Annotated in this window: 16 protein-coding genes; 10 read left to right on the top strand and 6 right to left on the bottom strand. The window is 55.9% G+C overall.

Translation table 11 applies throughout. The features are described 5' to 3' along the window. The first annotated feature begins 181 nt into the window (after positions 1-181). Positions 182-472 carry a DUF3817 domain-containing protein gene (locus L1F29_RS13100; RefSeq protein ID WP_258388740.1) on the top strand — a complete coding sequence of 97 codons (291 nt, stop codon included), beginning with the start codon at positions 182-184 and terminating at the stop codon, positions 470-472. Positions 473-543: 71 nt separating this feature from the next. On the opposite strand, the gene L1F29_RS13095 is transcribed toward L1F29_RS13100, so the two are convergent. The 3 genes from L1F29_RS13095 to L1F29_RS13085 form a co-directional block, all read right to left on the bottom strand. Beyond that, positions 544-1,419: an NAD-dependent epimerase/dehydratase family protein gene (locus L1F29_RS13095; protein ID WP_258388739.1), complete on the bottom strand. Its 876-nt coding sequence runs from the start codon at positions 1,417-1,419 to the stop codon at positions 544-546. A 54-nt stretch (positions 1,420-1,473) separates the two neighbouring features. Continuing rightward, the gene (locus tag L1F29_RS13090) at positions 1,474-2,316 is read right to left on the bottom strand and encodes an RNA methyltransferase (RefSeq protein ID WP_258388738.1); all 843 of its coding nucleotides are present in this window, start codon (positions 2,314-2,316) and stop codon (positions 1,474-1,476) included. A 300-nt stretch (positions 2,317-2,616) separates the two neighbouring features. Further along, positions 2,617-3,003, bottom strand: a complete 387-nt coding sequence (locus L1F29_RS13085) for an MmcQ/YjbR family DNA-binding protein (RefSeq protein ID WP_258388737.1) — start codon at positions 3,001-3,003, stop codon at positions 2,617-2,619. A 155-nt stretch (positions 3,004-3,158) separates the two neighbouring features. Here L1F29_RS13085 and L1F29_RS13080 point away from each other — a divergent pair, with 155 nt between their 5' ends. The 8 genes from L1F29_RS13080 (at position 3,159) to L1F29_RS13045 (ending at position 11,805) form a co-directional block, all read left to right on the top strand. After that, positions 3,159-3,812 (top strand): carboxylesterase family protein, encoded by a 654-nt coding sequence (locus L1F29_RS13080; protein WP_258388736.1) that lies wholly within the window; start codon positions 3,159-3,161, stop codon positions 3,810-3,812. A 453-nt stretch (positions 3,813-4,265) separates the two neighbouring features. After that, positions 4,266-5,264, top strand: a complete 999-nt coding sequence (locus L1F29_RS13075) for a beta-ketoacyl-ACP synthase III (protein ID WP_258388735.1) — start codon at positions 4,266-4,268, stop codon at positions 5,262-5,264. Beyond that, entirely contained in the window at positions 5,254-6,510 is a 1,257-nt protein-coding gene (locus L1F29_RS13070; protein WP_258388734.1) for an ATP-grasp domain-containing protein, read from the top strand. Before L1F29_RS13075 ends, L1F29_RS13070 begins: the two co-directional genes overlap by 11 nt. Further along, a complete protein-coding gene (locus L1F29_RS13065; RefSeq protein WP_258388733.1) occupies positions 6,497-7,495 on the top strand; it encodes an NAD-dependent epimerase/dehydratase family protein in 999 nt (332 codons plus the stop codon). Before L1F29_RS13070 ends, L1F29_RS13065 begins: the two co-directional genes overlap by 14 nt. Continuing rightward, positions 7,492-8,352 (top strand): MBL fold metallo-hydrolase, encoded by an 861-nt coding sequence (locus tag L1F29_RS13060; protein ID WP_258388732.1) that lies wholly within the window; start codon positions 7,492-7,494, stop codon positions 8,350-8,352. Before L1F29_RS13065 ends, L1F29_RS13060 begins: the two co-directional genes overlap by 4 nt. Further along, complete coding sequence (locus L1F29_RS13055) at positions 8,349-9,719, top strand: F390 synthetase-related protein (protein WP_258388731.1); 1,371 nt, start codon at positions 8,349-8,351, stop codon at positions 9,717-9,719. The genes L1F29_RS13060 and L1F29_RS13055 overlap by 4 nt, the downstream gene beginning before the upstream one ends. Then, positions 9,688-10,905, top strand: coding sequence for a GNAT family N-acetyltransferase (locus L1F29_RS13050; RefSeq protein ID WP_258388730.1), 1,218 nt, complete (start codon positions 9,688-9,690; stop codon positions 10,903-10,905). Before L1F29_RS13055 ends, L1F29_RS13050 begins: the two co-directional genes overlap by 32 nt. A 33-nt stretch (positions 10,906-10,938) precedes the next feature. Then, positions 10,939-11,805: an SDR family oxidoreductase gene (locus L1F29_RS13045; protein WP_258388729.1), complete on the top strand. Its 867-nt coding sequence runs from the start codon at positions 10,939-10,941 to the stop codon at positions 11,803-11,805. Positions 11,806-11,867: 62 nt separating this feature from the next. Here L1F29_RS13045 and L1F29_RS13040 read toward each other — a convergent pair whose 3' ends face one another. Both L1F29_RS13040 and L1F29_RS13035 read right to left on the bottom strand, forming a co-directional pair. Continuing rightward, complete coding sequence (locus L1F29_RS13040; protein WP_258388728.1) at positions 11,868-13,163, bottom strand: hypothetical protein; 1,296 nt, start codon at positions 13,161-13,163, stop codon at positions 11,868-11,870. A gap of 196 nt (positions 13,164-13,359) precedes the next feature. Continuing rightward, entirely contained in the window at positions 13,360-16,269 is a 2,910-nt protein-coding gene (locus L1F29_RS13035; RefSeq protein WP_258388727.1) for a family 78 glycoside hydrolase catalytic domain, read from the bottom strand. A 255-nt stretch (positions 16,270-16,524) separates the two neighbouring features. On the opposite strand from L1F29_RS13035, the gene L1F29_RS13030 reads away from it, so the two are divergent. Next, entirely contained in the window at positions 16,525-17,421 is an 897-nt protein-coding gene (locus L1F29_RS13030) for an AraC family transcriptional regulator (RefSeq protein ID WP_258388726.1), read from the top strand. 86 nt (positions 17,422-17,507) lie between these two features. On the opposite strand, the gene L1F29_RS13025 is transcribed toward L1F29_RS13030, so the two are convergent. Next, complete coding sequence (locus tag L1F29_RS13025) at positions 17,508-25,859, bottom strand: glycoside hydrolase family 94 protein (protein ID WP_258388725.1); 8,352 nt, start codon at positions 25,857-25,859, stop codon at positions 17,508-17,510. Positions 25,860-25,922: the final 63 nt, after the last annotated feature.

The raw sequence follows: 25,922 nt of genomic DNA, 5'->3' as shown, positions 1-25,922 counted from the left end.
TTGCGTAAGCATGCGTCTAAAGTTCAATTCCTTGATTATGGTTATTCAGTGCATAGTTTTATCTAAAATACATCAAATTGTCATACAAGTCAACGGGTCGTCCTGTTCCTGAGCCGTCCCTCTTAAGGTATACTACTAGAAGACATAGTTGAAACATACCAGATACGGAGGTCTCACAAAGATGCTAAAAACTGCTGTCGGACGCTTTCGGTTGGTAAGCTTGATCGAAGGGATTTCCTTCCTCGTCCTTCTGTTTATCGCCATGCCGCTCAAATACTGGGCCGATATTCCATCGCCCGTTACAATCGTCGGAGCCATACACGGCGGGCTCTTCGTCTTATATGTACTTGCGCTGATCCATGCGTGGATCGCAGCAAAGTGGTCCTTTCTCCGCGTCGTTATGGCATTCATCGCGTCCTTTCTTCCATTCGGCACTTTCGTATTGGACTCCTATATCCGCAAGAATCCTTAATGCAGCCATCGAACAGGCGCAGACCCAACCGGGACTGCGCCTGTTTTTATGCATATAAGCGAACGTAACGGTTACTCGGATTCCGCCATCTCGCGGATCAATGACGGCAGCCAATCGTTCAGCTGCTTGAACGTAAACCCGGCCGAATCCGCATAGGCGGTGTCCATATACCAGGACTCAGGAACGCCGTAAGGCGAACGGTCCGCATCTTCCGATCCGTCCGTTACAAAGGCCGGTTTGCCTGTCGATTTCGAAATCAGCGACATGATCTCCCCGGGCGAGATTTCGCCCTTCGAGCATGCATTGACAGGTCCTTCCAAGCCGGATCGTCCCAACCAGGCAAGAAAATCCGCCGCCTCGTCTGCGTTGATGAAGGATAGCTTGGCTTCCGGGTTCGGTATGCATACCGGCTCACCGTGCTGCACATGCTCCACATGAAAGTGCAAACGCCTCGTATAATCGTCATGGCCCATCACAATCGGGAACCGGACCGCTGCCACCGGGAAGGATGCTTCCTGGAAGAAGACCGCCTCCACCAGCCGTTTGCCTTCCGCATACTCCGCTTGAGCTGCATAGGGCTTCGGAATGGGATAGCTGAATGGATCGAAGTCGCCCTCCTGCTTGCGCGGCTCCCCGAACGCATACACGCTAAGCGAGGATGTCACAATATATTTGCCTGCTTTGCCCGCAAACAATCGAACGGCCTCGGCCGCCTCCGCAGGCGTGTAGCAAATATTATCATACACGACGTCATAAGAACGGTTTCCTATTGCATGCGCTAGCGCTGCGGAATCGGTCCGGTCCGCCTGCAGCCTTGTCACCGCATCTCCGAAGGAGTCGGTCGTGCTTCCTCTAGTCAGAATCGTAATATCGGCTTGTTCGCCGATCAGCCGTTCGACCAGTTTCTTGCCAAAAAACCTCGTGCCGCCCAATATTAATACGTTCATCTGGATGATCTCGACCTCCTGGATGCATATGAAATATCTACCAAGCTAGCGCTTTCAAATCGCCGATTGATGATAGGAGCCTAGATTCTTCTGCCTTAAAATCTCGTAATAAATAATCGATGTCGCGCAAGCAACATTCAGCGAAGATGCCGATCCGCCGATCGGTATTTTGACCATCGTATCGCTCATTTCTTTATACTTATGACATAATCCGTCTGTCTCGTTGCCGATCAGAAGAACCGTTGGCTTCGTAAAATCGCAATAGTACACCTCCTTGCTCCCCTGCGCGCTTGTACCGACGACTTGCACCCCCTCATATTTCTGTCTCAACTCATTCACCCATTCCTGGACATCATTAGGCGAATGCAGCCGGACGATCGGGATGTTGAAGAACGAACCCATCGAAGCCCGAATCGTCTCGGGATCGTACAAGTCGACGGCATGTCCGGTCAGGATCAGACCTTGACAGCCCAGCGCATCGCAGGAACGGATAATGGTTCCCAGGTTCCCTCGGTTGGACGGACGGTCAAAGACGGCCACCAGCAATTGTTCATTGCCTTTAATGCGTGTAGGATCGTCCTTCGGTATGGATACAATCGCAATAATCTCGGATGTATCTTCTTTATCGCTCAGCTTCTCCAACAAATCCCCAAGCAGCTCATAATGGACAGCAGCCTTGGAGTTCGACAAGATATCCTTCGCCCAGTTGGATAGCGGCTTGTGCTTGGCATACAGCAAGCCGTTAATCACCCAGTCATTCCGGACGGCCTCATTAATATTCCGAACGCCCTCGACGAAGAATTCATTATATTTATGCCGCTTGTTTCTATTTCTCTTCAACACTTCGAATCTTTGAAAATCATTGTTCTCTGAGTAAACCGATACGATTCTCGGCATCGTAATCCTCCTATTCGCGATTGGCAGGGGCATGTTCTCACCCTGCAGCGGCAGCCGTGTAACGCGGAGAACAAAAAGCCGCAGGCGAACAATGTCCACCCGCGGCATTCATGTGCTGGAAGCCTGGTGCAAGGCTTGACTTGCCCGGCGCTCCCGCATCATCACTGAACATCTCCCACACTCGCCTAATTGCTACCAGTATGATCCATTTGCCAGCTGAAGTCAACAACGACTCCTCTTCGGTTAAGCGGTTAACTCGACCTTCGCGTTCCCCTCATCGTACGCTGTTATTAGAGGCGGCTATCGCTTATCGGCCTTCGTTTCCGTTACGAGCTTCAAATATTTCTTAGGCGCTCTGGCCAAGTAGGCATCGCCGATTACGGCTGCAATTTGCTCCCACTCAGCTCCCCGGTCGAGGCGCATGCCGATCCATCCCAGGTGACCGACATATGCCGGCACATAATGAATCTCGGGGTCGGCTTGGACGAGCAACGATTGAAGACCGGGTGCCGCTGCGCACCATAAGGCGATTTTTCCATCCCCATGATGATTGCTGCGGTATTGAACGAAAGACTTCTTGTCATCGATAAAAAAAGACGGAGCTCCGTGGCTGATTCGCTCGTTCGTGCCCGGAAACGACAAGCACAGCTGTCTTACCTGCTCCAAAAACGGTTCCTGATTCGACATCGCACATCCTCCTTGTCTCTTCGCCAGCCGATCTCCTTCCAACATTTTACCTTAACCTGTCCATTCACTGCCAACTTATTCTATAATGAGATAGGATCTGCACTGTAGCTGCGGTCCTGCCGACCGTACGTCCAATAACGAAAGGATGCGAGAAAATGACCCAATTAGCGCAAAAATTCGAAGCAACGATTGCCGTTCAGGTTAAACTCGATTACTTGCTGCATCTTCCTAAGAGCTACGACAGCGCGCAGGATAAGAAATGGCCCGTGATCGTGTTTCTTCACGGAGCAGGAGAGCGCGGCAGCGATCTGGAATTGGTCAAAATTCACGGCATTCCGAAAATCGTCGAGCAGCAGGAAGACTTTCCGTTCATCGCCGTATCCCCCCAATGCCCGCTGACATCTTATTGGCCTGTTGAAAAGCAGGCTCTCAAAGCGTTGATTGATGACATCATCCAAACGCATCAGGCAGACCCGGACCGGATTTATTTAACGGGGTTAAGCATGGGCGGCTACGGCACATGGGAGATGGCGTCGAACTACCCTCAGCTGTTTGCGGCCGTGGCGCCGATTTGCGGCGGCGGAGATCCGGGAAGCGCGCATTTCATGAAAGACGTGCCTGCCTGGGTTTTTCACGGAGACGCAGATAGCGTGATTTCTGTTACCGAATCGGAGAAGATGGTCGAAGCTTTGAAAAGTGCCGGCGGAAATGTTCGTTTCACCGTCTATCCCGGAGTCGACCATAATTCATGGTCGGAAACATACGACAATCCGGAGCTGTACGAATGGTTTTTGAGTCACAGCAAATAGTACGCATGCAATAGCAGTACGGCAGACAGAAAGGTCTAACGGCAGGATTTATTTCTATCCTTCATGCAATATCATATGGACAATCATGCACTCTTCCCTTACGATGTCGATCAAGAAGCGAAGCACTCTTTCCCAATATGATTGGGGGACTGTGCTTTTTTTGCGTTGATTTCCGATGTACATCTCTCCGCCGCTGACCGATTAGAGGATGCCGTTCTTGACGATTCACGCTGACGAATGGCCGCATTGCGTCCGATTGTGTCGACTTCTGCGCTTTCCCGGGAAATCCGCTCGCCGTTGATCATTTATTTCCGCCCTTGCAAGCGGAGCTCAATGCCGTCATGAACTGCTGCAGGTACCATGAAAATTTGGTACTACCTAAAATTCAGCAGTCTAGTACAATGATAAGCGAGCCCTGCAAGCTCCGCTGACAAGACGAACAGGAGGGATCTCATGCAGCAGCGTAATGTAAGCGTGCTAGGCACAGGCAAGTATTTGCCGAAGAAGCGGGTAACCGATTCCGATATGGATGTGTTATTAGGTGTAAAGAAAGGCTGGGTGCTTAAAAAATCCGACGTCTCCGTACGCTACTTCGTCGAAGATGAGACCGCTTCGGAGATGGGGGCGCGAGCCGCCTACGAGGCGCTTGATGCAGCCGGACTTACTTTCGCCGATATCGACTGCCTCGTCTGCACGAGCGGCACGATGGAACAGCCCATCCCTTGCACAGCGGCTCTGATCCAGAAAGCGATGGGACAGGAAGCCTCGGGAGTCCCCGCATTTGATATTAATTCTACCTGCCTTAGCTTCGTAGCCGGGCTGGATGTCATGTCATATATGCTAGATGCGGGCCGGTACCGCCGGATTCTGCTTATTTCCACGGAAATTGCCTCCATCGGACTCAACTGGAGCCAGAAGGAAAGTGCCGCGCTGTTCGGCGACGGCGCGGCAGCAGTTGTGCTCGGCCGAACGGAGCCCGGCGGGAAGTCCAGAATCGTACACGCCGCGATGCAAACCTTCAGCGAAGGCGCCCATTTATCGGAAATACGCGGCGGCGGAACGAAGCGTCATGCGCAAAATTATAGCTCTGTATCAATGGATCATTATCTATTCGATATGAACGGAAGCGAAATTTTTCGGTTAGCATCGCGAAAATTGCCGGATTTCGTCGAGCAGATGCTCCAGGCGTCCGGTACTCATATCGAGGATTTCAAGCTTGTCATTCCCCATCAAGGCAGCGCGATGGCGATGCGGCTGATCCGCAAGAAGCTCGGGATTGCCGAGCATCAATTGATGTACATTACGCCTGACCATGGCAATACCATTGCAGCCTCTATTCCAATGGGACTGCATGAAGCGATACGCCTCGAGAAAATCGAACGCGGCGACCGCATTCTGCTGCTCGGCACATCGGCGGGGGTATCGCTTGGAGGCGTCATTCTTGACTACTAAGGCGAATGCAGTGAACGGCGGGAACGGCTTGAATATTCTGTTAACCGGCGGAAGAGCGCCTGCAGCGCTTGAGCTTGCCCGCCAATTCGCCGATGCGGGGCACCGGGTGTTCGTCGCAGAGAGCGCTCCCTATCATCTCTGCCGCGTATCGCGCGCCATCGTGCACAGCTTCCGGGTTCCGATGCCCAGCCGCGAACCCGAAGCCTTCATCGAGTCCTTGCGCACGCTCATCCAAATCTACCAGATTGACGTTCTTCTTCCGACCTGCGAAGAGATCATGTATGTATCGATGGGCCTAAGCCGGCTCCAGGATGTCTGCCGGGTATTCGCCGAGCCGCTGGAGGTGCTCAGCCGGCTTCACAATAAGTACGCCTTTATCCGTTTGATCGAGGAACTCGGCTTGCAAGCGCCGCCCACAATGCGCTTATCATCGGAGGCGGACTGGCAGCGGTTGATATCGTCTCTGGAAGATGGCAGCTCGGCGTTCTATCAATGCCGATTCGTCCTGAAGCCGGTCTATTCCCGGTTCGCATCCCAGGTCATCATTCTGGATCCGGCGAACGATCCCGATTTGAAGAACAAGAGGCTGACCGAACTCATACCGATTTTATCCGAAGCCTGTCCTTGGGTTGCGCAGCAATTCATCGATGGCAGACAGATCTGTACCTATAGCGTATGCCATAACGGAAGCGTTACGGCACATGCCGCTTACCAGACAACCTACAGGGCCGGTCTCGGCGCGAGCATTTATTTTGAACCGATCGAGCATCGCGGCATCGTCGATTGGGTGAAGACCTTCGCGGGGAAGCTTCAGTTTACCGGACAGCTCGCTTTCGATTTTATCGAGACCGATAAGGGCGTGCTGTACCCGATCGAATGCAATCCCCGCACAACGAGCGGCGTTCATTTATTCGGAGCCGGGCAAGGGCTTGTGCCCGCGCTGCTGGATCCGGCGTCAGCCGCGGGTGAGATTGCCTTGCCCCATCCGTCCACCCGATCGATGCTGGGCATGGCTATGCTTTCTTTCGGTCTATGGAGCAGCCGTTCACTTCATGGATGGAAGCGGTGGCGGCAAGACTTTCGACGGGCGCGGGATGTCGTCTACCGGCGGCAGGACCCGCGCCCCTTCTGGGAGCAGCTTCGCACAATTAGCGAAACCCGGCGCATCAGCAAGCGGCAAGGCATCTCCTTGCTTGCGGCAACAACTTACGATATTGAATGGAATGGTGATTATGACAGAAGCTAGAGCACTCGTAACCGGAGGAACCGGATTTCTTGGCGGGCATCTCGCCCGGCGTTTGCGGGAAGACGGCTGGGACGTGACGGGGACCGGGCGGAATACGCAGGCCGGGAAGGCTCTGGCGGCGGATGGCATCCGCTTTCAGGCCGTCGACCTGAGAGACCGGCACGCCGTAATCGACGCCTGCTCCATGATCGATACCGTGTTTCATTGCGCGGCGCTGTCTTCCCCTTGGGGCCGTTATCGCGATTTCTACGCCAGCAACGTCGAAGCGACGCGGCATCTTATCGAGGCTTGCCGGCAGCAGGGCGTCCGCCGCCTTGTGAACGTCTCGACGCCGAGTCTCTACTTTGACTTTACCGACCGGCTCGGGATCCGCGAAGCGGATCCGCTGCCGTCCCGCCAGCCCAATGCTTATGCGGCTACGAAGCGAATCGCTGAAGAAGAAGCGCTTGCTGCCCATAATCAAGGCTTCGAGAGCGTGAGCCTGCGGCCCAGAGCTCTATTCGGACCGGGCGATACGGCGATTCTGCCGCGGTTGATCCGAGCCAATAACCGGACCGGCGTCCCCTTGTTCCGCGGAGGCGCTGCCGTGCTTGATCTGACCTACGTCGACAATGCCGTAGACGCGCTCGTCCTTGCTGCCAAAGCGCCTGCCTCCGCAATGGGCAGGACATACAACATTACCAACGGCGAGCCGGTCCGATTGTCCGATGTGCTGCAGAAGCTGTTTCACCGGCTCGGCATTCCGATGCGCGGCCGCGCCATTCCTTACCCTGCCGGATACGCGTTTGCCGGCGCGATGGAATTCGCGGCACGGCTGCTGCCAGGGCAGCCCGAGCCCCAGCTGACCCGCTATACGGTCGCTTTGCTGGGCAAGAGCCAGACGCTGGATATCTCTGCTGCCCGGCAGCAGCTCGGTTATGTGCCGCGCATTACCATCGACGAAGGCATTGAAAGATTCGCAGATTGGTGGCGAGGCCAGTCATGACCGTTCGGAAGCAAGTCGAGTTATCGCTTCACGCCACCGGATTCTGTACCCATCCGGAATGGGTGACGATGCGGGGAGGTTCATTGCGGAGCATTCAGATCCCGGCCGGCTTCGCCCGGATCGTGCATGAAGATTACGGAACGATCCTCTTCGATACCGGATATGCCGCCCGATTCTTCGATGCGGCGTCATCTTTCCCTTATTCCATCTATAGACGGGTGACTCCCGTCGTGCACGATCCGGGCGAAGGGGCAGCGGCGCAGCTGAAACGGCTGTACGGGCTTGATGCCGGGGAAGTGCGTCTGATCATCCTCTCCCACTTCCACGCGGATCATGTGGCCGGATTGCGCGATTTCCCTAATGCCCGGTTCATGTACTTGCCGCAGGCCTTTGAAGCCGTTCGCGGACTCCGGGGGCTTGCGGCAGTCCGGTCAGGCTTTCTCCCGGATTTGATGCCGGAAGATTTCGGATTCCGCTCATCGCCCGTTCCCCCTTCCGCCCGCGTGCCGCTGCCCGAGGGCTGGCCGTTCCCGGACGGCGGGTACGATCTGTTAGGCGACGGCAGTCTGATCGGCGTCGATGTATCCGGCCATGCCGCCGGACAGATGGGGCTGTTGCTGTCCACCGCCGATCATGATTATTTTCTATGCGCCGACGCATCTTGGTCGAGCCAAGCGATTCGGGAGAACCGCCCTCCCCACCCAATGGCCGGCTTGATTATGCCAAGCCGCCGGCAGTACCAACAGACGTTCACGCGGCTGCGCCTGCTTGCGGAGCGCTTCCCCGGTCTGCGGATCATCCCCTCCCACTGCGGCGAGGTGTGGAGAACGTATATACAAAGGAATGAGCAGCTATGAGCCGACTAAATCGAATCGCAACATTTCTGCAGCATTATACGGCTGCGAGATATTTCCGCCGCTGGCCGAATCGCGCAGCATTCGAGCGCTGGCAGGAACGGCGGATTGTCCGGCATCTGGACAAAGTCAGGGCGGCATCGCCATTTTACCGGAATCACTGGGGAGATCTCCTTACTGCGCAGTGGCGCGAATTCCCGCTTATCAACAAGAAGTCGATGATGGCTTACTTCGATCGGCTGAATACGGCCGGCGTCAAGAAGGATGAGGCCTTCGCTATCGCTTTGAAAGCCGAGACGACGCGGGATTTCGCTCCTACGCTGGGCGGCGTCACCATCGGATTGTCCTCCGGCACGTCCGGCAACCGCGGCCTCTTTCTCGTCAGTCCGCATGAACAGCATGCTTGGGCGGGCACGATGCTTGCCAAGCTGCTGCCGGGCTCGCTCCTGCAGCGGGAGCGCGTAGCCTTCTTCCTGCGTGCCGACAGCAATCTCTACCAATCCGTACAAGGCCGCAGACTGCAGTTCGCCTTCTATGATCTGCTCGATCCGCAGGAACGGCATCTGGCGCGGCTTCAACAATATGAGCCGACGCTGCTCGTCGCGCCGCCATCCATGCTGCGGATGCTCGCGGATGCCATCGCAGGAGGCCGGCTTCGTCTGCCAAACATGCCGCGCAAGGTGATCTCGGTCGCAGAAGTGCTAGACCCTCTTGACCGCCGGCACATCGAAGCTGCCTTCGGGCAGCCGGTCCATCAGGTGTACCAGTGTACGGAAGGATTCCTCGCCTATACCTGCAAATATGGCACGCTTCATCTGAACGAAGACCTCGTCGCCGTTCAGAAGGAGTATGTTGACGCTAAGGCAGGCAAGTTCGTTCCGATCGTAACCGATTTTACCCGTTTCACCCAGCCGATCGTCCGTTATCGGCTCGACGACATTTTGACAGAAGCTCCACCTTGCCGGTGCGGCTCCGTGTTTACGGCCATTCATTCGATTGAAGGCCGGTGCGACGATTGCTTCTACCTTCCCGGCTTGCGGGATGCGGAGCGGCTCGTGCCCGTATTTCCCGATTTTATCGGACGCGCGATCATAGCCGCTTCCGAAGAGGTGACGGCCTACAAAGCCATCCAGCACTCGCCGGTTTCGATCGAAGTGAAGCTGAGCGTACAAGACGCCGAATGGCCGCAAACGGTCGAGGCGATTGGAGCTTCGCTGACAGCGTTATTCAAGAAGACAAGCTGCAGACCGCCCCAGATCATCTTCTCGCCGTACGAAGCTGAAGAAAGCGCAATTCCCTATCGGAAGCTGCGGCGGGTCGAAAGGAGATTTTCGTACCATGACGCCAGCAACTACAGCAGCAGCTTCTAAGGGGAAGCCCCTGGCAGCGGAGGGATATTCTCAGGAAACCGGCATCCAGCTTTATGACCGCCATATATTTCATGACATTAAATGGCCGGACACGGAAGCGGGCAGCTATGCGAAGCGCTATCTTCTTCCTCTCCTGTCGCTATCGACGGACGATTATATCGCGAATGCCCGTACGGAGCTCTATGTTCTGGTCATGGAGGGGCTTGTGTTTCCGTTGACAGTGAACGACAATGAATATGACAATTCTTATGTCTGTTCCCCGTATACGCATTATGTCAGCTACGCGGAGGAAGAGCTTAATCTGCTTCACAGCCGAATTCTCCGTGGCGCAATTTCCGGCTTGTTATCCTGTACCGGATTGCTGCTCAAGGCGTCGAAGATCAACAAGATCGTCCACTTCAACAATTGGCTGCTCTCGACGAACTTGTATGCGGACTTGTCAGACGATCAGGCGGCAGCTGTGCTGCGCTTCCTTAAAAAGCGGTTTCCAACGCATGCCATCGTATTTCGCTCGCTGAACGCGACGACGACAGCTTCTCTGCTGGAAACCTTACGCAGGGAAAGCTGCCGCATGGTGCCGAGCCGGCAAATCTATTTGCTCCGCCCTCACGATCCTGCCTCCATGAATGCCAAATCGCGATGGCTGGTCAAGAGAGATTATGCCCTCCTGCACAAGCATGGTTACGATATTATGGAACCTGCAGCGATCGAGGAAAGCGACTTGCCGCGCATCGTAGAGCTATATAACGCATTATACCTGCATAAATATTCATTCTATAACCCGCAGTTCCAGGAGTCCTTCATACGGCTGGCCTGGGAGCAAGGCACGCTGTCGTTATACGGGCTTCGCAAGAACGGGCGGCTGGACGCCGTTCTTGGCTTCTTCTGCCGCGATGGCGTCATGACGACGCCTTTATTCGGTTATGACACTACGCTGCCCCAGCAGCTTGGCCTGTATCGGATGCTCTCCGCCGTATTGCTTCGGATTGCCGCCGAGAACGGCCTTCTGCTGCATGAGAGCTCGGGGGCCGCGCAGTTCAAACGAAATCGGGGAGCAGCGGTAGAGATCGAATATAGTGCCGTATACGATAAGCATTTGCCGTTCTACAGGCGATCGGGCTGGATGCTGCTCAGCGGTCTGCTTGAAGGCATTGGGGTGCCGCTTATTCGACGCTTGAAATTGTAGCGGGTCGTTATTGAGAGGAGGAGAATCTGGTCGATGCCTAACAGGAATCAAAGTACGCACAGAGCTGGAGGCAAGGTCGCTTTCGTAACGGGAACATCCAGCGGAATCGGCTTGCTCACAGCGGTGGCGCTGGCTCGAGCAGGATATCAGGTTGCGGCGGCCATGCGGGATCCGGACAAAAGCGGACCTCTTCTGGATGCCGCTGCCCTGCACGGGATCGCAGACCGCGTAATTTGCGTTAAGCTGGATGTGACCGACCATGAGGCGGTAGAACGGACAATCAAAGAGATTGCAGACAGGCTCGGACGCATCGATGTGCTCGTCAATAATGCAGGGTTCGCTGTCGGCGGTTACGTCGAGGAGGTTCCTATGGAGGCGTGGAGAGCCCAGATGGAAACGAATTTCTTCGGACTCGTGGCGGTTAGCCGGGCCATTATTCCAATTATGCGAAGGCAGCGGAGCGGGCGGATCATCAATATCAGCAGCTTAAGCGGCCGCTTTGGCTTTCCGGGCTATGCCCCGTATGCTTCATCTAAGTATGCCGTCGAGGGGTTCAGCGAAGCGCTGCGTCATGAGCTTCTGCCCTTCGGCATTCATGTCGTTCTGGTTGAGCCCGGCGCTTTCAAAACTTCCATCTGGCAAAAGGGCTTCGAGCAAATCTACAAGGCACCGGATTCACCTTACCGGGCCGGGATGGAAGCCGTGCTCCGCTATTCCCGGAAAGCGGCGGAGACGTCGCCCGATCCGCAGCGGGTAGCGGAACTCATCGCGCGCATCGCTGAGCATAGCGCGCCAAACCTGCGTTATCCGGTCGGCAATGGAGCGAGAATGTCCTTGTTCGGCAAAGCGCTGCTGCCATGGAAGTGGTTCGAGAAAGTGACCGGACGAATGCTTCGTTAGTTCGGTTAGTTCGGTTAGTCCGGTTAGTCCGGTTAGTCCGGATCGTTACGCATAGCCGGCAGTTATTCGCCCAGCAGCGGATAACTGACATTGCGCAGTATGCTCCACGCCGATTTGTAGCATTGCGGCGCGTCAAGCTCCCCATTGCCAGCCTGCTCGATCAGCGCTTCCGCCCGCGCCAAGTTGTCTTCCAGCCCCGGATAGTCCGCTCGGCGCGGCGATTGCTTGCAGCGCCGCAGCAAATCAATCAGCCTGGCCATGCCTTCGTTGACCGGAGCTGCCGGAGCGGAAGCGGCCGCAGCTTGCCCGGGTTCGCCAGCCTGAGTCATCATGGTATGAGTGTGAGCCCGACCCGCTTCCCTCAGCGCCTTCACCCGCTCTTCAAGCGCGATCCGCCGCGCCTCTTCCTCCGCCCGATCCTGCTCTTCTTCCAGCAAAATGCGGCGCAGCCGCTGGCAATAATCCTGGATCGTCTTCTGCTCCCTCACCTTGAACAGTTGGAGCATCGCCTGTCCGTTCATGTCCAGCCATTGACCGTCTACAGCAAGCAGATGATCCAATGGCAGCGCCTCGGGCTCAAACAGCAGACGTCCCCACCGGTCGCCGCTCATCTGAAACCGGGCTAACACCGCCTGCTCCTGCGGGACATCCAGATAGACGAGGCTGTATACGGGCTCTTGCATCGTAAGCGGCGGCAGGGCCAATTCCCGTTTCCATCGCTCATCATACGGGTTAACCGGCGTTCGCATATCCAGCTCGGAGTGATTGAACGAAATATAAGCCGATTCGGTTACGGCCAGCCAGGACCGGTCGATGAGAAAGAGCGGCTTGAAATCATGCGACCTGTAGCAGGCAAGCCGGTTCCGGAGCTTCCTGCGGTATGCCGCATCGCCCTTCAACGACACGATATAATCGATCGCCCACCGCTCCCCGTTCCGTGCCGTAAGCAGAAAGTCAGGCACATACCGAAGCTCCTTCTTGTACAAGTAACCGTCCTCGAACGTATCTCCTTCATCCTGCAGCAGCTGCAAGGTCCGGCGCAGCAGCTCCTTCCCTTCCGCATGCTTGTCGGCAAGCTCGCGCGCCTTCTCGCGCCCGGCCGCGTAATGGATATAGTTCCGTTCCCCGGCGCATGCTTCGCTATCATAATGGCGAAATATCGCACGGTCGGCATACAGTACCATAACGACACGGCTGCTGCAGCAGGAGCAGGTGAAAGCTCCCTTCTCGCGCGAATAGATCCGGTATTTATTTTCCAGCCGATCACGGGCCGCTTCCGGCGTTAATCCTTGCCGGAGCATCTCCGATCTTTCCCGCTCGACTTCAATAACCTCGCTGTGCAGCAGAGCTGACTCCATCCTCGTCTCCTCCTTCCGTCATCCTGGCTATGTCCCATTATATCACGGATTTCATAACCAACTATCTGTACGAACCGTTCAATCGGTCTTCTTCATGAAGGGAATTAGCAAACAGGCGCTCCCGTCATTCCGGGGCGCCCGCTTGTATAATTTCCGTTATCTTGCTATACTTCCAATCTCTTACTTTCCCATCCTGTTACCATGCAGCTATGTTTCCTGCTTCCGTCCTGACAACGGAGATTTCGCCGGTCATGCCTTCCGGAAGCTGAATATCAAGCTCGACATCATGCGGAGCGGATACATCCAGCTTCATAGCATTTCCATCTACGCGCCAGCTCACTTCAATCAATCCGCCCTGAGGCAGAGGCACCCGGCCTCTTGCCCAACTTAACCCGCACGGCTGCGGCTTGACGGCGGCATGGCTCCAGCCTTCTCCAGTCCTCGTAACGCCAAGCACGCTCGTCCCAAGGAAGTAACCCGGCGCCGCCGACCATGCATGGCAGTGACTGCGTGAGAGAAGATCGGAATTGGCCCGGTTCTCGGAGAAATTCGCATACATTTCCCAGCAGGTCGTTGCATCGTGCTCGATCATGAATCCGTAATTTTTGCGGATATCGGTCAGCATATGTTCGAAGTGTCCGGAGTGAACCAAGGCTTCATAATAGAAGAAAGACATGAACGGGCTGCCGATTTGAACAAAGCCCGCAGGCGGGTTCAGCAGGTAGGAATCGAGACGTTCCTTGCGCTCCCCTTCGACAACCTCGCACAATGAAGCGACAACCTGGGTTTGCATACTAAAGTTATCCGATCTGCGGCCGTCCGCATGGATACAATCCAGGTAAGCTTGACGCTTGTCATCCCAGAGATGAAGATTGATCGCTTCCTTCAACGACTGGGCGGCTTTCGTGAATTCCGCCGCTTCCTCGGCTACGCCTGCCGTCTTCGCAAGATCGGCCGCTTTGAGCAGCGCTTTGCACAGAAACATATTCTGATGCGTCACGATGCCGTCATCCGGCTGATCGATCGGCGCCCAATCAAGCAAATTCCAGCCCTTCATATTTAGCAGACCCGATCCATCGAGCTTCTGCAGGTAATGAAGCAGCGTGTGCCGGACCGCCGGCCAAATCGATGCGGCAAATTGTTTGTCGCCCGTATGCTCGACATATTCTTCGCAGGCAATAGCCCAGAAGAACGTCCAGTTCGGAATGACGCTGTTCCAGGCGCTCGGCACTTGATCCAAGTATAGAGGCGTCATATCGTTGGAGCCAGGGACCAAGTTCAAACAGCGCTTAACGATGTCCAAGCTGCCGAATACATAGTAGTTGACCAGCGCCTCATTCCGGCTGTCTCCCACCCAGAAGACCTGCTCATAAGCGGGACAATCGACGAAGGTATCCTCCATGCAGAGCCTTGTCGTGTGGCGGCTGATGTCCCAAATTTGATTCAGAAGCGGATCCGAGCTCTGGAATGAGCCGGCCTCCGTCACCGGATAGTTGCTCTGATTCACGTAAACCTCGTACAACTTCACGGGCTTTACCGCACCGCGGACGGTCAGAATCAAGTATCGGAAGCCCCGGCGGACCGGTGAAAGATACTGCTGTCTTCCGCCTTTGCTCACATATCCGATCGTATTGTCCAGTCCGTACGTATGCTGGCGCCAATCGTCGCGAACATATTCCACACCGTACAGATCGATGACCGTTCCCGCGTCCGCTTCGAGCTCGAAGCCAATGAATCCGGACCATTCCTTGCCAAAATCAATAAGCAGCTCGGTGTCATACCCTTGCGCAAGCGGTATGACCGCAGGTTCCGGAGAAGCCGTTATCCCGAGGATCAGATCAAGCGTAACGCTGCCTTTGCTTGCTTCCGGCTGCCATACGCTTGCGCCGAAAACATCATGCTCGCAATAAAATTCAGCTGATAGAGGCTTCGTCCAAGCCGAGAAGGACTGAAGCTCTTCTTCATTGGAAATTCCCGCCGCAGCCAAATAATCCGGCTGCTGCATGTTCAGAGGAGGCTTCTCAATATAGCCGATTTCCACGGTTTCATGGAATGGCCCGATCATCGCAATCGGCGGCTCTCCGGGAAGAACGCCCGCCAGCGGCGATACGAGCTCGAACTTCGCCTTGCTGTTGATTGCAATGTGGTAGCTGCCGCCGTGATCCTTCGCCGTGATGTCGACCAGCATAAAATGCTCGCCGGCTTCCAGCTCCAAATCGCAATAACGCTCCGGCAGCACCCCATACCATTGTTCGCATTTTACGCCGTCTACCCACACGTTGCTCAGCCGGCCGCCACCAGGAAATCCGATGGAAACAGCAGCCGCTTCTTCCAGAATCAGCTTCGTAGCGATATACCCGGAATAGTTGACCATGTTCGCATGATTTGCCGTATCGGGCATAAAAGCAGCGCGAATGTCGATTGCGGCTGTCCACGAAGGAGCCTTCACTTTTCGGATGGATTGAATCCGGGAAGGATAAATCTTCTCTTCCGTTAAGAATGGGATATCCCGCGGTACGAGCGACTTCCACGGACCGGTGCCAACTGCGCCGATCGCATCCGCATGAGCCCAATCGGAATCATCATAATGCGTTTGCACCCAATCGGTGTCCCACTTGGCTGCGTCGATGACTTCCGCGAAGCCTTGCTGGCACGACATTCTCGGAGATCCCGTATATTGCCCTTCCGGTTTCTTCGTTTTCCAAGTCGCATCGGTTGCTGCCAGGAGCTTCCGTCCTGCATCTTTATCGTCAACCGTCAGCTCGGCGATCAAGCCGCCGCGTCCGCGGAGATAGTAGAAATTGGATACGCCGAAGTGCATGACAAGCACGGCGATGGCGTTCTTCTGTCCCGCCTTGAGCAAGTGCCCGATATCATAAGTATCGTAGAACTGCTCGGCAGGCCATGACCTTACAGGCCCGCGGCCGACCTGGGTGCCGTTCACGTAAAGCACGTACCGTGAATCCGCGGTAATGCGAAGCTGCGTATCCTCAAGCTCCTTCAGCTCCTTCGGAATGTCGAACGTCTGGCGGAACCACCGCCACTCGTTGCGCGGGCTTTCGACCTGCCCCGCCCAAATCCAATCGGCCATCCATTGTCTTTCCATACTCTCAACAACCTTTCTGTTCGATCCTGTTATGTGCAATAGAAATAGGTTATAGGATCAATTTTAAGGGATTGGTCACGAGAATAAACGGTTGTTCCTGCCATAAATAAGGGGGTATAATGTCACACATGAGATGTTTTCGTATAACAGTCCACACCACCCTCACCAGGAACAGCGCCAAAACGCAAAAAAACGCTAATTTCGGCTACAACGCAAGTAGTGTTCCATTAACGTAATTAGCAAAGGAGTCCAACAATGATCCAAACGCCTATCGATTTGACGCAATGGTCGGAATTCGACGAGAATTCGCTCCCCTTCTTCTTTAACCGGGTAAGCGAATCTTTTCATCTGCAGATGCATCGCCATGATTTTATGGAGCTGGCTTACGTAGCCGAAGGCTCCGGCTTTCATTATATCGGCGGGAAGGTCATCCCGGTTGCCAAAGGCGATTGGTTTATCGTGCCGCTCGGCACGTCTCACGTCTTCCGTCCTGCAAGCACCCGGCCCGATCACCCTCTCATCGTCTATAACTGCACCTTCCAACCCGACCGGCTTGCTGCCGAGCTGACTGCCATGCCGGGGGCCGGCACCTTGAATCACGCACTGCGGCTCCTTCAGCTCAGCCCGGACGCCGAACATAACTGGCACCAGCTCAAAGACCGGGACGGTCAAGTCGGAGACTGGTTCCATCTGGCGGTACGCGAATATTTGCAGCGCAGGCCAGGCTTTGTTCCCAGGCTATATGGACTGTTCATCGAGCTTGCCGTTATGCTGGAACGACAGCTTGCCGGCGATGCCGGGAGAACGGCCGACCACTCCTCCACGGCGTCGGATTCGCTTGATGAAGCGATTCGATATATCGACCGCATGTTCGCCGAACCCATTACGGTCACGGCTATTGCCGGTGCATTCAAGATAAGCGAAAGACATTTTCACCGCGTCTTCAAACAGCAGATGGGTCTGACCTTCACCGCCTACATCCAAAACAAACGGATCGAAAAAAGCTGTGAATTGCTGATGACGACGAAGCAGCCTATTCAAGATATCGCCCAGCAGGTCGGCTACCAGGACAAGAAATTTTTCCTGGCTGTGTTCAAGAAGAATACCGGACTGGCACCGCGGGACTATCGCCGTCTTAATCGGCGTTCATAAGATGATTCTCAGCAAGTCGGCTGACCTATACATGCATGAAGGGCTGTCCCTCAGCTGCATAAGCTTAAGGGACAGCCCTTCAATAGTTAAAGCGTCATGTGTATTTCGTGAACGCGGCCGTCGTCGAGCAGCGGGACGAACGGCCCCTCCTGCGAAGCAGATGCAGCTGCCAATACGTTCGCATCCGCTTCGTTCCCGTCGATCACAAGTCTCGTAAGCCCCGACGATTTCTTGTTCGGATTCTCGACCGAGATCCTGTATTCCGCGCTGCCATATCGATACTTCATCGTAAATCCCGGCCACTCCCGCGGGATGCTTGGACGAATCATCAGTCGGTCGTCTCTGCGCCGGATGCCGAGAATCCATTCAAGCCCGACCTGGTACATCCAGCCTGAAGCGCCTGTATACCAGGTCCATCCCGCATGCCCCTTATTGGGCGACGAGGTGTAGACATCCGCCGCCATTACATAAGGCTCTGCCGCATAACGCCTGACTTCGCTCGGCGTCGACGTGTGCGTGATCGGATTCAACATGTGAAACAGCTCGAAAGCTTTGTCCCCATCGCCCAGCTCGCACCATGCCGCAATGCTCCAAAGGACGCCATGCGTATATTGGCCGCCGTTCTCGCGAATTCCCGGCGGATAGCCTTGAATGTAGCCCGGACTCGGATCGCTCTGATCGAAAGGCGGCGTCAAGAGCGCAATAATCGAGTAGCTGCGGTCAACAAGCTCACGGTCGAAGGACTGCATTGCCGTAACGGTTTTGTCACGCGGCGCGCCTCCCGATAGGACGGACCATGACTGAGCGATTGCGTCTATGCGGCATTCCGCCGCTTGTGCCGTGCCCAACCAGACGCCTCCGTCATGGTAGGCCCGCCGGTACCATTGTCCGTCCCAGCCATGCTTATCCTGAGCGGCCGCCAGCTTCTCGCATACGGACCTGTATCGGCTCGCGAGTTCGGCATCGCCCCGTTTCTCGCATATTTTGGCGAACCTCTGCAGCACATCGATAAGAAACCATCCCAGCCAGACGCTCTCGCCGCGTCCCTCAACGCCGACGCGGCTCATTCCGTCATTCCAGTCGCCGCCTCCGATTAGCGCAAGCCCATGCTCCCCGAACTGCATACTTCGCTCGAGAACTCTGATGCAGTGCTCGTAGATCGGGCCTTCATTGCCGGATAGAACCGTCGGCTCGTAGCGCTCATGCACATCTAACGGCCCGCTGTACAAGTACGGCGCAAGCTCGTCGAGCAGCTCCTCGTCCCCCGTATGCTCAATATATCGCGACACTGCATAAGGGAGCCACAGCAGGTCGTCCGAGAATCGCGTCCGGATCCCCCGCTCCGTCTCCTCATGCCACCAATGCTGGACATCGCCCTCTTCATATTGATGCGATGCATGGAGAATGATTTGCTGGCGTGTCATCTCGGGGCGGCTGTGAAGCAGCGCGAGCGAATCCTGCAGCTGGTCGCGGAACCCGAACGCGCCGCCCGCTTGATAGAATGCCGTCCGTGCCCACATCCGGCAGGCGAGCGTCTGATACAGCAGCCAATTGTTGATCAGCAGATCCATCTCGGGGCTCGGCGTTGTTACTTGAATCTGATCCAATATGCCGTCCCAATATTGCCTCAGCTTATCATAAGCCTGCTCGCATGCTTCATTCTGCCTGTATTTGCTTACAAGCCCGACAGCATCATCCTGGGAGGCTTCGCAGCCTAACAGAATATATACCGTTCGTTCCGCATCGGGCTCTAACGCCAGTTCCGTGCGGACGGCGCCGCAGCTGTCGTACATGGGACCGGTTTTGTTGGAGAGCCGCGTTCTTCCCATCGCAGCCGGGCTGTCCATCGAACCGTCGCGGCCCAAAAACTCCAGCCGGTCACCCGTATACGAGCACTCTCCTGCAGCCGGAGAGCCGAAAGCCAAGAAAGCCGTTGCATCGCGGAACGTCTCCTGGTAATGGTTGCGCGCCGTCATGATGCCGTTCGCCTCATCCCATTCGGAAACGATATACGGCGCACTGCCTTCACGCCGAACGCCCAGCACCCATTCGGCATAATACGTGAGTGATAAGCGCCGCTCCGACGGTGTCGTATTCCGAAGCCTTAGCCGGATAATCTTGACAGGGTCGTCAACCGGAACATAGACCGTCATCTCCTGCTGCAGACCATGTGTTTCGTGATAAAACCTCGTATAACCGCGTCCGTGCGAAAGCTGATAGGCCGGCACTTCGCTGCCGCGCTCCGTTGCAAACGGCCAATACGCCCCGGTTTGTTCATCCCGCAGGAAGCAAGCCTCCCCCGGCCGGTCCAAAGCCGGGTCGTTCGACCATGGCGTTAGCTTGCATTCGCGGCTGTTGCGCCACCACGTATACCCGGTGTGAAGCTCCGAAACCAAGCAGCCGAAACGCGGATTGGCCATCACATTGATCCAAGGCGCCGGCAAATAATGTCCGTGCTTCACGGATATCCGGTATTCCCGGCCATCGGCTGTAAATCCGCCCCAGCCATTGAAGAATTGAAGCCCATCCATCCCTTCGCGATGCCCGATCGCTTCGCTGCGGGCAGCAGCGTCTTTGCTCTCCGTCACCTGGGCGGCGGAGATCGAGTCCGCCATTTCGATTGCTTCATCAGGTAGAGCAGCCTTCCGTCTTGACCTCAGCTCGACAACTTTACCGGACGGCTGTTCATCGGGCTGTGAAATGCGAAGCTGGGCCTTCAAGCTCGGACCGTCCGCTCTTAACGTCACGCGTGAAACGGCGGCGAACAGAATCCGCTCCTCTTCCGTGAGCTGGCTGGCGGGAACGACCGTAATCTTCCCTGGCCTGCCATCCTGCTGGCCGCTAATGCGTTCACGCGCCCGGCGAAGGTTCTCCTGCAGGTCCTGCTGGTAACCCTCTTCGGATTCGTTTAATACGACCAGGTCTATGGAGAGCCCGATACGACGCAAATACTCATGGCCTTGAAACAATTTGACGACAAAAGGCAGGCCTACCGCATCGTCGATCCGCACCATCACAACGGGGCGCTCGCCGGAGACGCCATGAGCCCACAGCCCCGACTGCCCTTTGCGATTCTCAAGAATGCCAGCCGTACGCTCGCGGGGGAAAGGCGCCGTATACAAAGCTCGTCCGGCTAGCTGCTGGAAGGCAAGCGCATCCGCAGCCGTAATTTGCAGATGGCGCTGCTCGATTTGGGTATGCGTCCAGGCCAGCTGAAAGGCTTGTTCGGCCTGCTGCGGCTGCGACAACAGTCTTGCCGTTTCCAGCAGCTCCTCCTTACTATAGCCCGCACCTGTAACGGCAAACAGCTGAAGGGTCTCGCCAGGTGCGATCGTAACCCGGCGGCGCATGACGAATGCAGGATCTGCAACGGCGCCGACCATACCGATGAGCCGGGCATCGATACCTGCCGGCCGGGACAGCTTATTCCCCCGCCCGATAAACCGGCTTCGACTCGTTTCAAATTCAGCGGGACCGACAGAGCCTCCTCCAACAAGCAGCTTATGAAACGCCCACACGGGTCGCTCGCCGTCATCGCGGGGACGTCTGCGCGCAAGCAGAAGCTCATGCTCAGCGGCGTAGTCGGTTTCGACGAACAGCTTGCTGAACGCTTGATGCGATTCGTCGGCAATCTGGCTGGTCAGAACGATTTCCTGATAGGTCGTTACTTCCATCAACCGTTCGACATTGCCTGTATTGGTTAGCGATATCCGGCGAATTTCGGCATTCGATTCTGTCGATACCCCGATATCCATCTTCGTTCGTATCACGCCGTCCACTCGTGAGAAGGTTGCTTTATCGAGCGCAAACTGGACGCGCTGCTCCGGCGAAGAAACATGGCACGGCTGATAGGACGGGGACCACAGCCGATCCTCCACGACATCGCGGATATATAGGAAGCTGCCCCAATTATCCGCTATCGGATCTTCGCGCCAGCGGGTAACCGCCAGGCCCTCGTACAGACTGAAGCCGCCTCCGCTGTTCGTAACCATCGTCATATAGCTGCCGTTCGAATATACGCCTACCTCCGGCGTCAGCGTATCCGCACCCGTAAATTCCCGGACCGGTTCCGGCTGCCAGGCTGACGTTCGGAGCGGCATCGTACGGATCGGAATCCGGCGTTTTACATAGGCATGCCGCGCCGGAATCCGTTCCTTGAGCAGCAGCTCAGCCGCCTGGACGCGTTTATCGCTGTGAAACCGGTCGTACATCTTCTCGGGCAGCAGCAGATTGGCAAGCGTCAGCAGGCTCATCCCTTGATGATGCGCCATATAACTGCGAACCATCATGAAGTGCTGGCCTTCCGGCAGCCGTTCCGGCGTGAAGTCAATCGCTTCATAGAAGCCGTATTCGCCAAGCGCTCCAATGTCCTCCATATCTTTCAAGGCATCCATGCCCTGTTCCATGGCAAAGGGGAGCGACATGACCGCCGCATACGGAGCTACGACCAAATCTTCTTCCAATCCGCGTTTGTATCCAAGACCAGGTACGCCGAAAGCCTGGTATTGATAATTCATCTGGTGATCGAAAGCATAATAGCCGGATTCCGAGATGCCATACGGCACCCCGCGTTCGCGGGCATAATCGATCTGGCGCATCACGACGCCCTGATACGTGGTATCCCATATCGTATCCTTGTACGTGCGCATAAGAAGCCACGGCATCAAATATTCAAACATCGTGCCTGACCATGAGAGAAGCGTGGCGTGCGTCCCCTGCTTTATTACGGAGCGTCCCAGCCGGAACCAGTGGGAAACGGAAATTTGACCCAGCGCGATAGCGACGAAGCTGGTCTGTCTCGCTTCCGAGGCGAGCAGATCGTACAGTATATCGTCGCGTCTGTTTGAATCCCCGTTATATCCCAGTACGAACAGCTTTGCTTTGTCGTCATAGAGAGGGCGGAAATCCGTACCGACAATCAGCGACTCGATACGCGCGACCAGATTATCCGCGCGCTTCTTCAAATAGGCTTGCGGAAACTCAGCGGCTTGTGCCCGTCCGTGAGTCAGCTCCACGGCAAATTCCGCATTCGCAAGACCCCGAATCGGTGCAGCCTCTCCGGCAAACGCAGTTCCCATCCAGTCCAGCAAGCCCTGCTTCACCGCGATCAGGCTTGCCACAAAATTGCCGGAATCCACCGTCGATACGTAGCGCGGCGGAAGGGGCTCCAACGTGACCGTATCATACCAGTTGTACAGGTTGCCGTTCCACTTCTCCATTCTTTCAATCGTGCCGACCGTCTTCTCCAGACGGTCAATAAGCTCTGGCGTGTCAATGAAGCCAAAGTCGCGCGCACTTAAGATCGCCGTCATTAAGAAGCCGATATTGGTCGGAGACGTACGGTGAGCAACGCCGTTAGGCGGATCGAGCTGTACGTTGTCAGGCGGCAAATAATGATCGGCTGGCCCGGCATAATCGGCATAGAACTGCCAGATCCGCCGCGCTAATCGATGCAGCTTCTCCTTATTCCCGGGAGCAATCGCCCGTTCCTCTTGAACGATCGGCTGATCCAGCCATCTCGCGCATAGAGGGGCCAGTGCCCATACGAGGCATAGCGCCCACCCGGTCAAGCGCCATCCGGCGTTATCCTGAAGGGTGACCAGAAGAGCAAAAGCCGCAATCAATGTATATCCGCCGGGCATTCCCAGCATCGCCGGATATCCCGACCTCCGATTATGCCGCTCGATATCCGCTGAACTGACCCATTCCAATAGCTTGCGTTTGCTAATAAACAGCCGATAGAGCGTCCTTCCGATCGCATCGGCGAGCATGACGGACTGGAACGGAAGCGTCCAGAACGAAACCAGCACATGAGACAGGCTTGCTGTCAGGTGACGCGTTTGCCAAGCGCCCCTCGGCGCTTCGGCCAATTGACGGATGACCGGCAGCAGGAATGACAGGAGGATGAGCGTCAGCCATCGACCCGGCGATCCAGGGAGGACAGTCAGCCCGAGAGCAAGCAGGACAAAATAGGCAACGGGAAGAAGGCTGCGGCGCAAATTATCGATCATTTGCCAACGGGAAACGACGGACAAATCGACCGGCTGCGGCGTGCCTTGGCGGTCGCATACCTTCGGCAGCAGCCAGCATAACAGCTGCCAGTCGCCACGGACCCAGCGATGCTGTCTTTTCTGATACGTGCTGAATTTGGCCGGATGATCGTCGATCAGCTCAATATCGGACAATAAGCCGGTCCGCAGAAAACCGCCTTCTAACAAGTCGTGGCTAAGGACGCGGTTCTCTGGTATGCGGTCACAGAGCAGCTTGGCGAACGTATCGACATCGAAGATGCCTTTGCCCGTAAATATCCCGTGACCGAGCGCATCCTGATAAGGATCGGATACGGCGAACGCGTACGGATCGATACCCGGTATGCCCGACCATAATTTGGTCAGACGGGACTGCATGGCTCCCTCGTAGCTCATGGCGATCCGGGGCTGTAGCATGCCGTATCCTTCCGTAATCCGGGTTCGCGATTGATTCAGTCTCGGCCGGTTGTAGGGAAGATGCATCGTCCCGATCATTCGCTGAGCGCTTCCGATCGGAAGCTGCGTATCCGCATCTAACGTAATGACATACCGGATATCGGCAAGCTCCGTATCGTTTGCTGACCGGTAATGGTAGCTCGTCGCCGTGCTTCCTTTAAGCAGCTCGACGAATTCAACCAGCTTCCCGCGTTTCCGTTCCCAGCCCATATATACGCCTTCGGAGCTGTTATGCTGCCGCCTCCGCATGAACAGATGAAAGATCGGCTTCCCTTCGCTCGGATAGGCGGCGTTGAGCGCCCCGATTCTTTTCTTGGCACCTTCGAACAGCAGCTCGTCGCCGGGCATGACGGCTTCATGTGCGTCCTTGTAATCGCCCAGTATGGCGAACTGAAGATGAGCATCCCGGTTGGCCAAATAATGCAGCTCAAGCCGGTCAACCGTTTCCTGCACATCCTCGATGCTTGACCATATGATCGGTATAACCACCATGGTCACGGCATCAGACGGTATTCCAGCCGAAAAGTCATATCGGAGCAGCGGCCTTGGACGTGTCACGCAGCCGATGGCATAGTGCAGCCAAGTAACCGCCCATTCGCTTGCAGGCAGGAGCAGTGCGACCAGGACAACCAAGCCTCCTGCCAGCGTATAACCCATTCCGCTGCCTATCCAGGCGGCGAAGATGACTACGGCTAGAACAGTGAGGACCGTAAGTAGGGAGAGATAGGTGCCGGCTGCCTGCGAAGAGAAGGCGGCTCCCCGCAATTGCCGCGGACTGCTGCATGTATGAAGTGCTTGCTGCAGCTTCTTCAGCCCGGCCGGTTCACTAACGTAATAGGCCAGGAACGCTTCTCGCGGAAGAGGCTCGGGAGCGCCAGCTCCCCGTTCGAGAACGTCTTCCGATACCTTAGCTGCCTTATTCTGTGCCTGAACAGCCTGCATAGCCTGTACGTCCTGCGCAAGCTTATCGGCCTGCTTCGCCACGAGCGATTCCGGTACATGCATCCGCCGCGCAGCCCGCTCGACCCGCTTTCTTATCTGATCCCGGCTTGACCCGTCCAGCATCGGGTAGATTCCCGTCCCATCCTGGAGGAGCGTCTGCTCGACCAGGCTGATCCGTCCCAGCAGCTCGCTCCAATCCAGCCGTTCGACGAGCCGCAGACCCGTTATCAAATGGCCTGCCTTCGTTTGATAACCGGCCTGGAGCTGCCTCTCGTAGGTTATAATCCGGTTCAGGTCGTCGGTGCCGTTCTCAAGCCGGCACGTTAACCACTCATGTACAGCAGAGGAATCCTCCGCACGTTCGCGCAGATGACCGATCAGATGAACGATCCAAGGACCGGATATCGGCGCTTGCTGCCCCGCTTCCTCCAACGCGCCTCGGACCGTATCCGGATTCATGGCGGCCGAATCGAGCCGTTTCAATAAACGGTCGACCTCCATGCATGCTTCCCTGCGTTCCCGAACCATCGCCATAATCTCGGCCAATTGCCGGATCATAGAAATACGCAGCATAAGCGGGAGCGACCAGGTTTCAGCCAATGACAGAACCGATACCTCCTGGTAAGCGTTCATATAGCTGACAAAGGTCTGCTCATTAAAAATATCGTCAGCCGCTTCCAGGTATGACCCGCTTACCGATTCCACGCGCAGCATCGTCCCGTTCTTGCTGCGGAGCACAGGATAGCGGCTCAGATCAAGATCGATTAGCTCGTCCTTGATGCCGTATGCCTGCTCCTCCAGAAACTCGGCATTGTCAAGCAGCCACTCTTCGGCATTCTGAGAACATCCCGGCGGGCTTTCCTGCAGCAAGCGCACGAACGATTGCAGACGGTTCATGTCCTCGTCAAACACGCCGAGCAGCGTTCTCGCGACTTTCTTATGCTGAGCGGGGATATATTCCAGCGCTTGTTCTCTCGCCTTTTGACAGAGTTGTTCGTTATAAGAAACCATAGGAGCCTCCGATGAATATTGTTTTAGGAAAAATTAAGCAGTCTGCTTGATTGTTTCCCGTAT

It is taken from the genome of Paenibacillus spongiae (assembly GCF_024734895.1).
In the GTDB taxonomy this organism is placed as follows: Bacteria; Bacillota; Bacilli; order Paenibacillales; family Paenibacillaceae; genus Paenibacillus_Z; species Paenibacillus_Z spongiae.
The sequence above is the reverse complement of the archived record's forward strand: the minus strand, read 5'-3'. Positions and strand labels throughout refer to the sequence as shown.

What these genes read in the sequence shown, in the direction of transcription:
- L1F29_RS13080 (WP_258388736.1), top strand. Translation starts at nt 3,159, where the DNA reads ATGACCCAATTAGCGCAAAAATTCGAAGCAACGATTGCCGTTCAGGTT.
- L1F29_RS13045 (WP_258388729.1), top strand. Translation starts at nt 10,939, where the DNA reads ATGCCTAACAGGAATCAAAGTACGCACAGAGCTGGAGGCAAGGTCGCT.
- L1F29_RS13040 (WP_258388728.1), bottom strand. Translation starts at nt 13,163, where the DNA reads ATGGAGTCAGCTCTGCTGCACAGCGAGGTTATTGAAGTCGAGCGGGAA.
- L1F29_RS13035 (WP_258388727.1), bottom strand. Translation starts at nt 16,269, where the DNA reads ATGGAAAGACAATGGATGGCCGATTGGATTTGGGCGGGGCAGGTCGAA.
- L1F29_RS13030 (WP_258388726.1), top strand. Translation starts at nt 16,525, where the DNA reads ATGATCCAAACGCCTATCGATTTGACGCAATGGTCGGAATTCGACGAG.
- L1F29_RS13090 (WP_258388738.1), bottom strand. Translation starts at nt 2,316, where the DNA reads ATGCCGAGAATCGTATCGGTTTACTCAGAGAACAATGATTTTCAAAGA.
- L1F29_RS13100 (WP_258388740.1), top strand. Translation starts at nt 182, where the DNA reads ATGCTAAAAACTGCTGTCGGACGCTTTCGGTTGGTAAGCTTGATCGAA.
- L1F29_RS13065 (WP_258388733.1), top strand. Translation starts at nt 6,497, where the DNA reads ATGACAGAAGCTAGAGCACTCGTAACCGGAGGAACCGGATTTCTTGGC.
- L1F29_RS13095 (WP_258388739.1), bottom strand. Translation starts at nt 1,419, where the DNA reads ATGAACGTATTAATATTGGGCGGCACGAGGTTTTTTGGCAAGAAACTG.
- L1F29_RS13025 (WP_258388725.1), bottom strand. Translation starts at nt 25,859, where the DNA reads ATGGTTTCTTATAACGAACAACTCTGTCAAAAGGCGAGAGAACAAGCG.
- L1F29_RS13060 (WP_258388732.1), top strand. Translation starts at nt 7,492, where the DNA reads ATGACCGTTCGGAAGCAAGTCGAGTTATCGCTTCACGCCACCGGATTC.
- L1F29_RS13085 (WP_258388737.1), bottom strand. Translation starts at nt 3,003, where the DNA reads ATGTCGAATCAGGAACCGTTTTTGGAGCAGGTAAGACAGCTGTGCTTG.
- L1F29_RS13050 (WP_258388730.1), top strand. Translation starts at nt 9,688, where the DNA reads ATGACGCCAGCAACTACAGCAGCAGCTTCTAAGGGGAAGCCCCTGGCA.
- L1F29_RS13075 (WP_258388735.1), top strand. Translation starts at nt 4,266, where the DNA reads ATGCAGCAGCGTAATGTAAGCGTGCTAGGCACAGGCAAGTATTTGCCG.
- L1F29_RS13055 (WP_258388731.1), top strand. Translation starts at nt 8,349, where the DNA reads ATGAGCCGACTAAATCGAATCGCAACATTTCTGCAGCATTATACGGCT.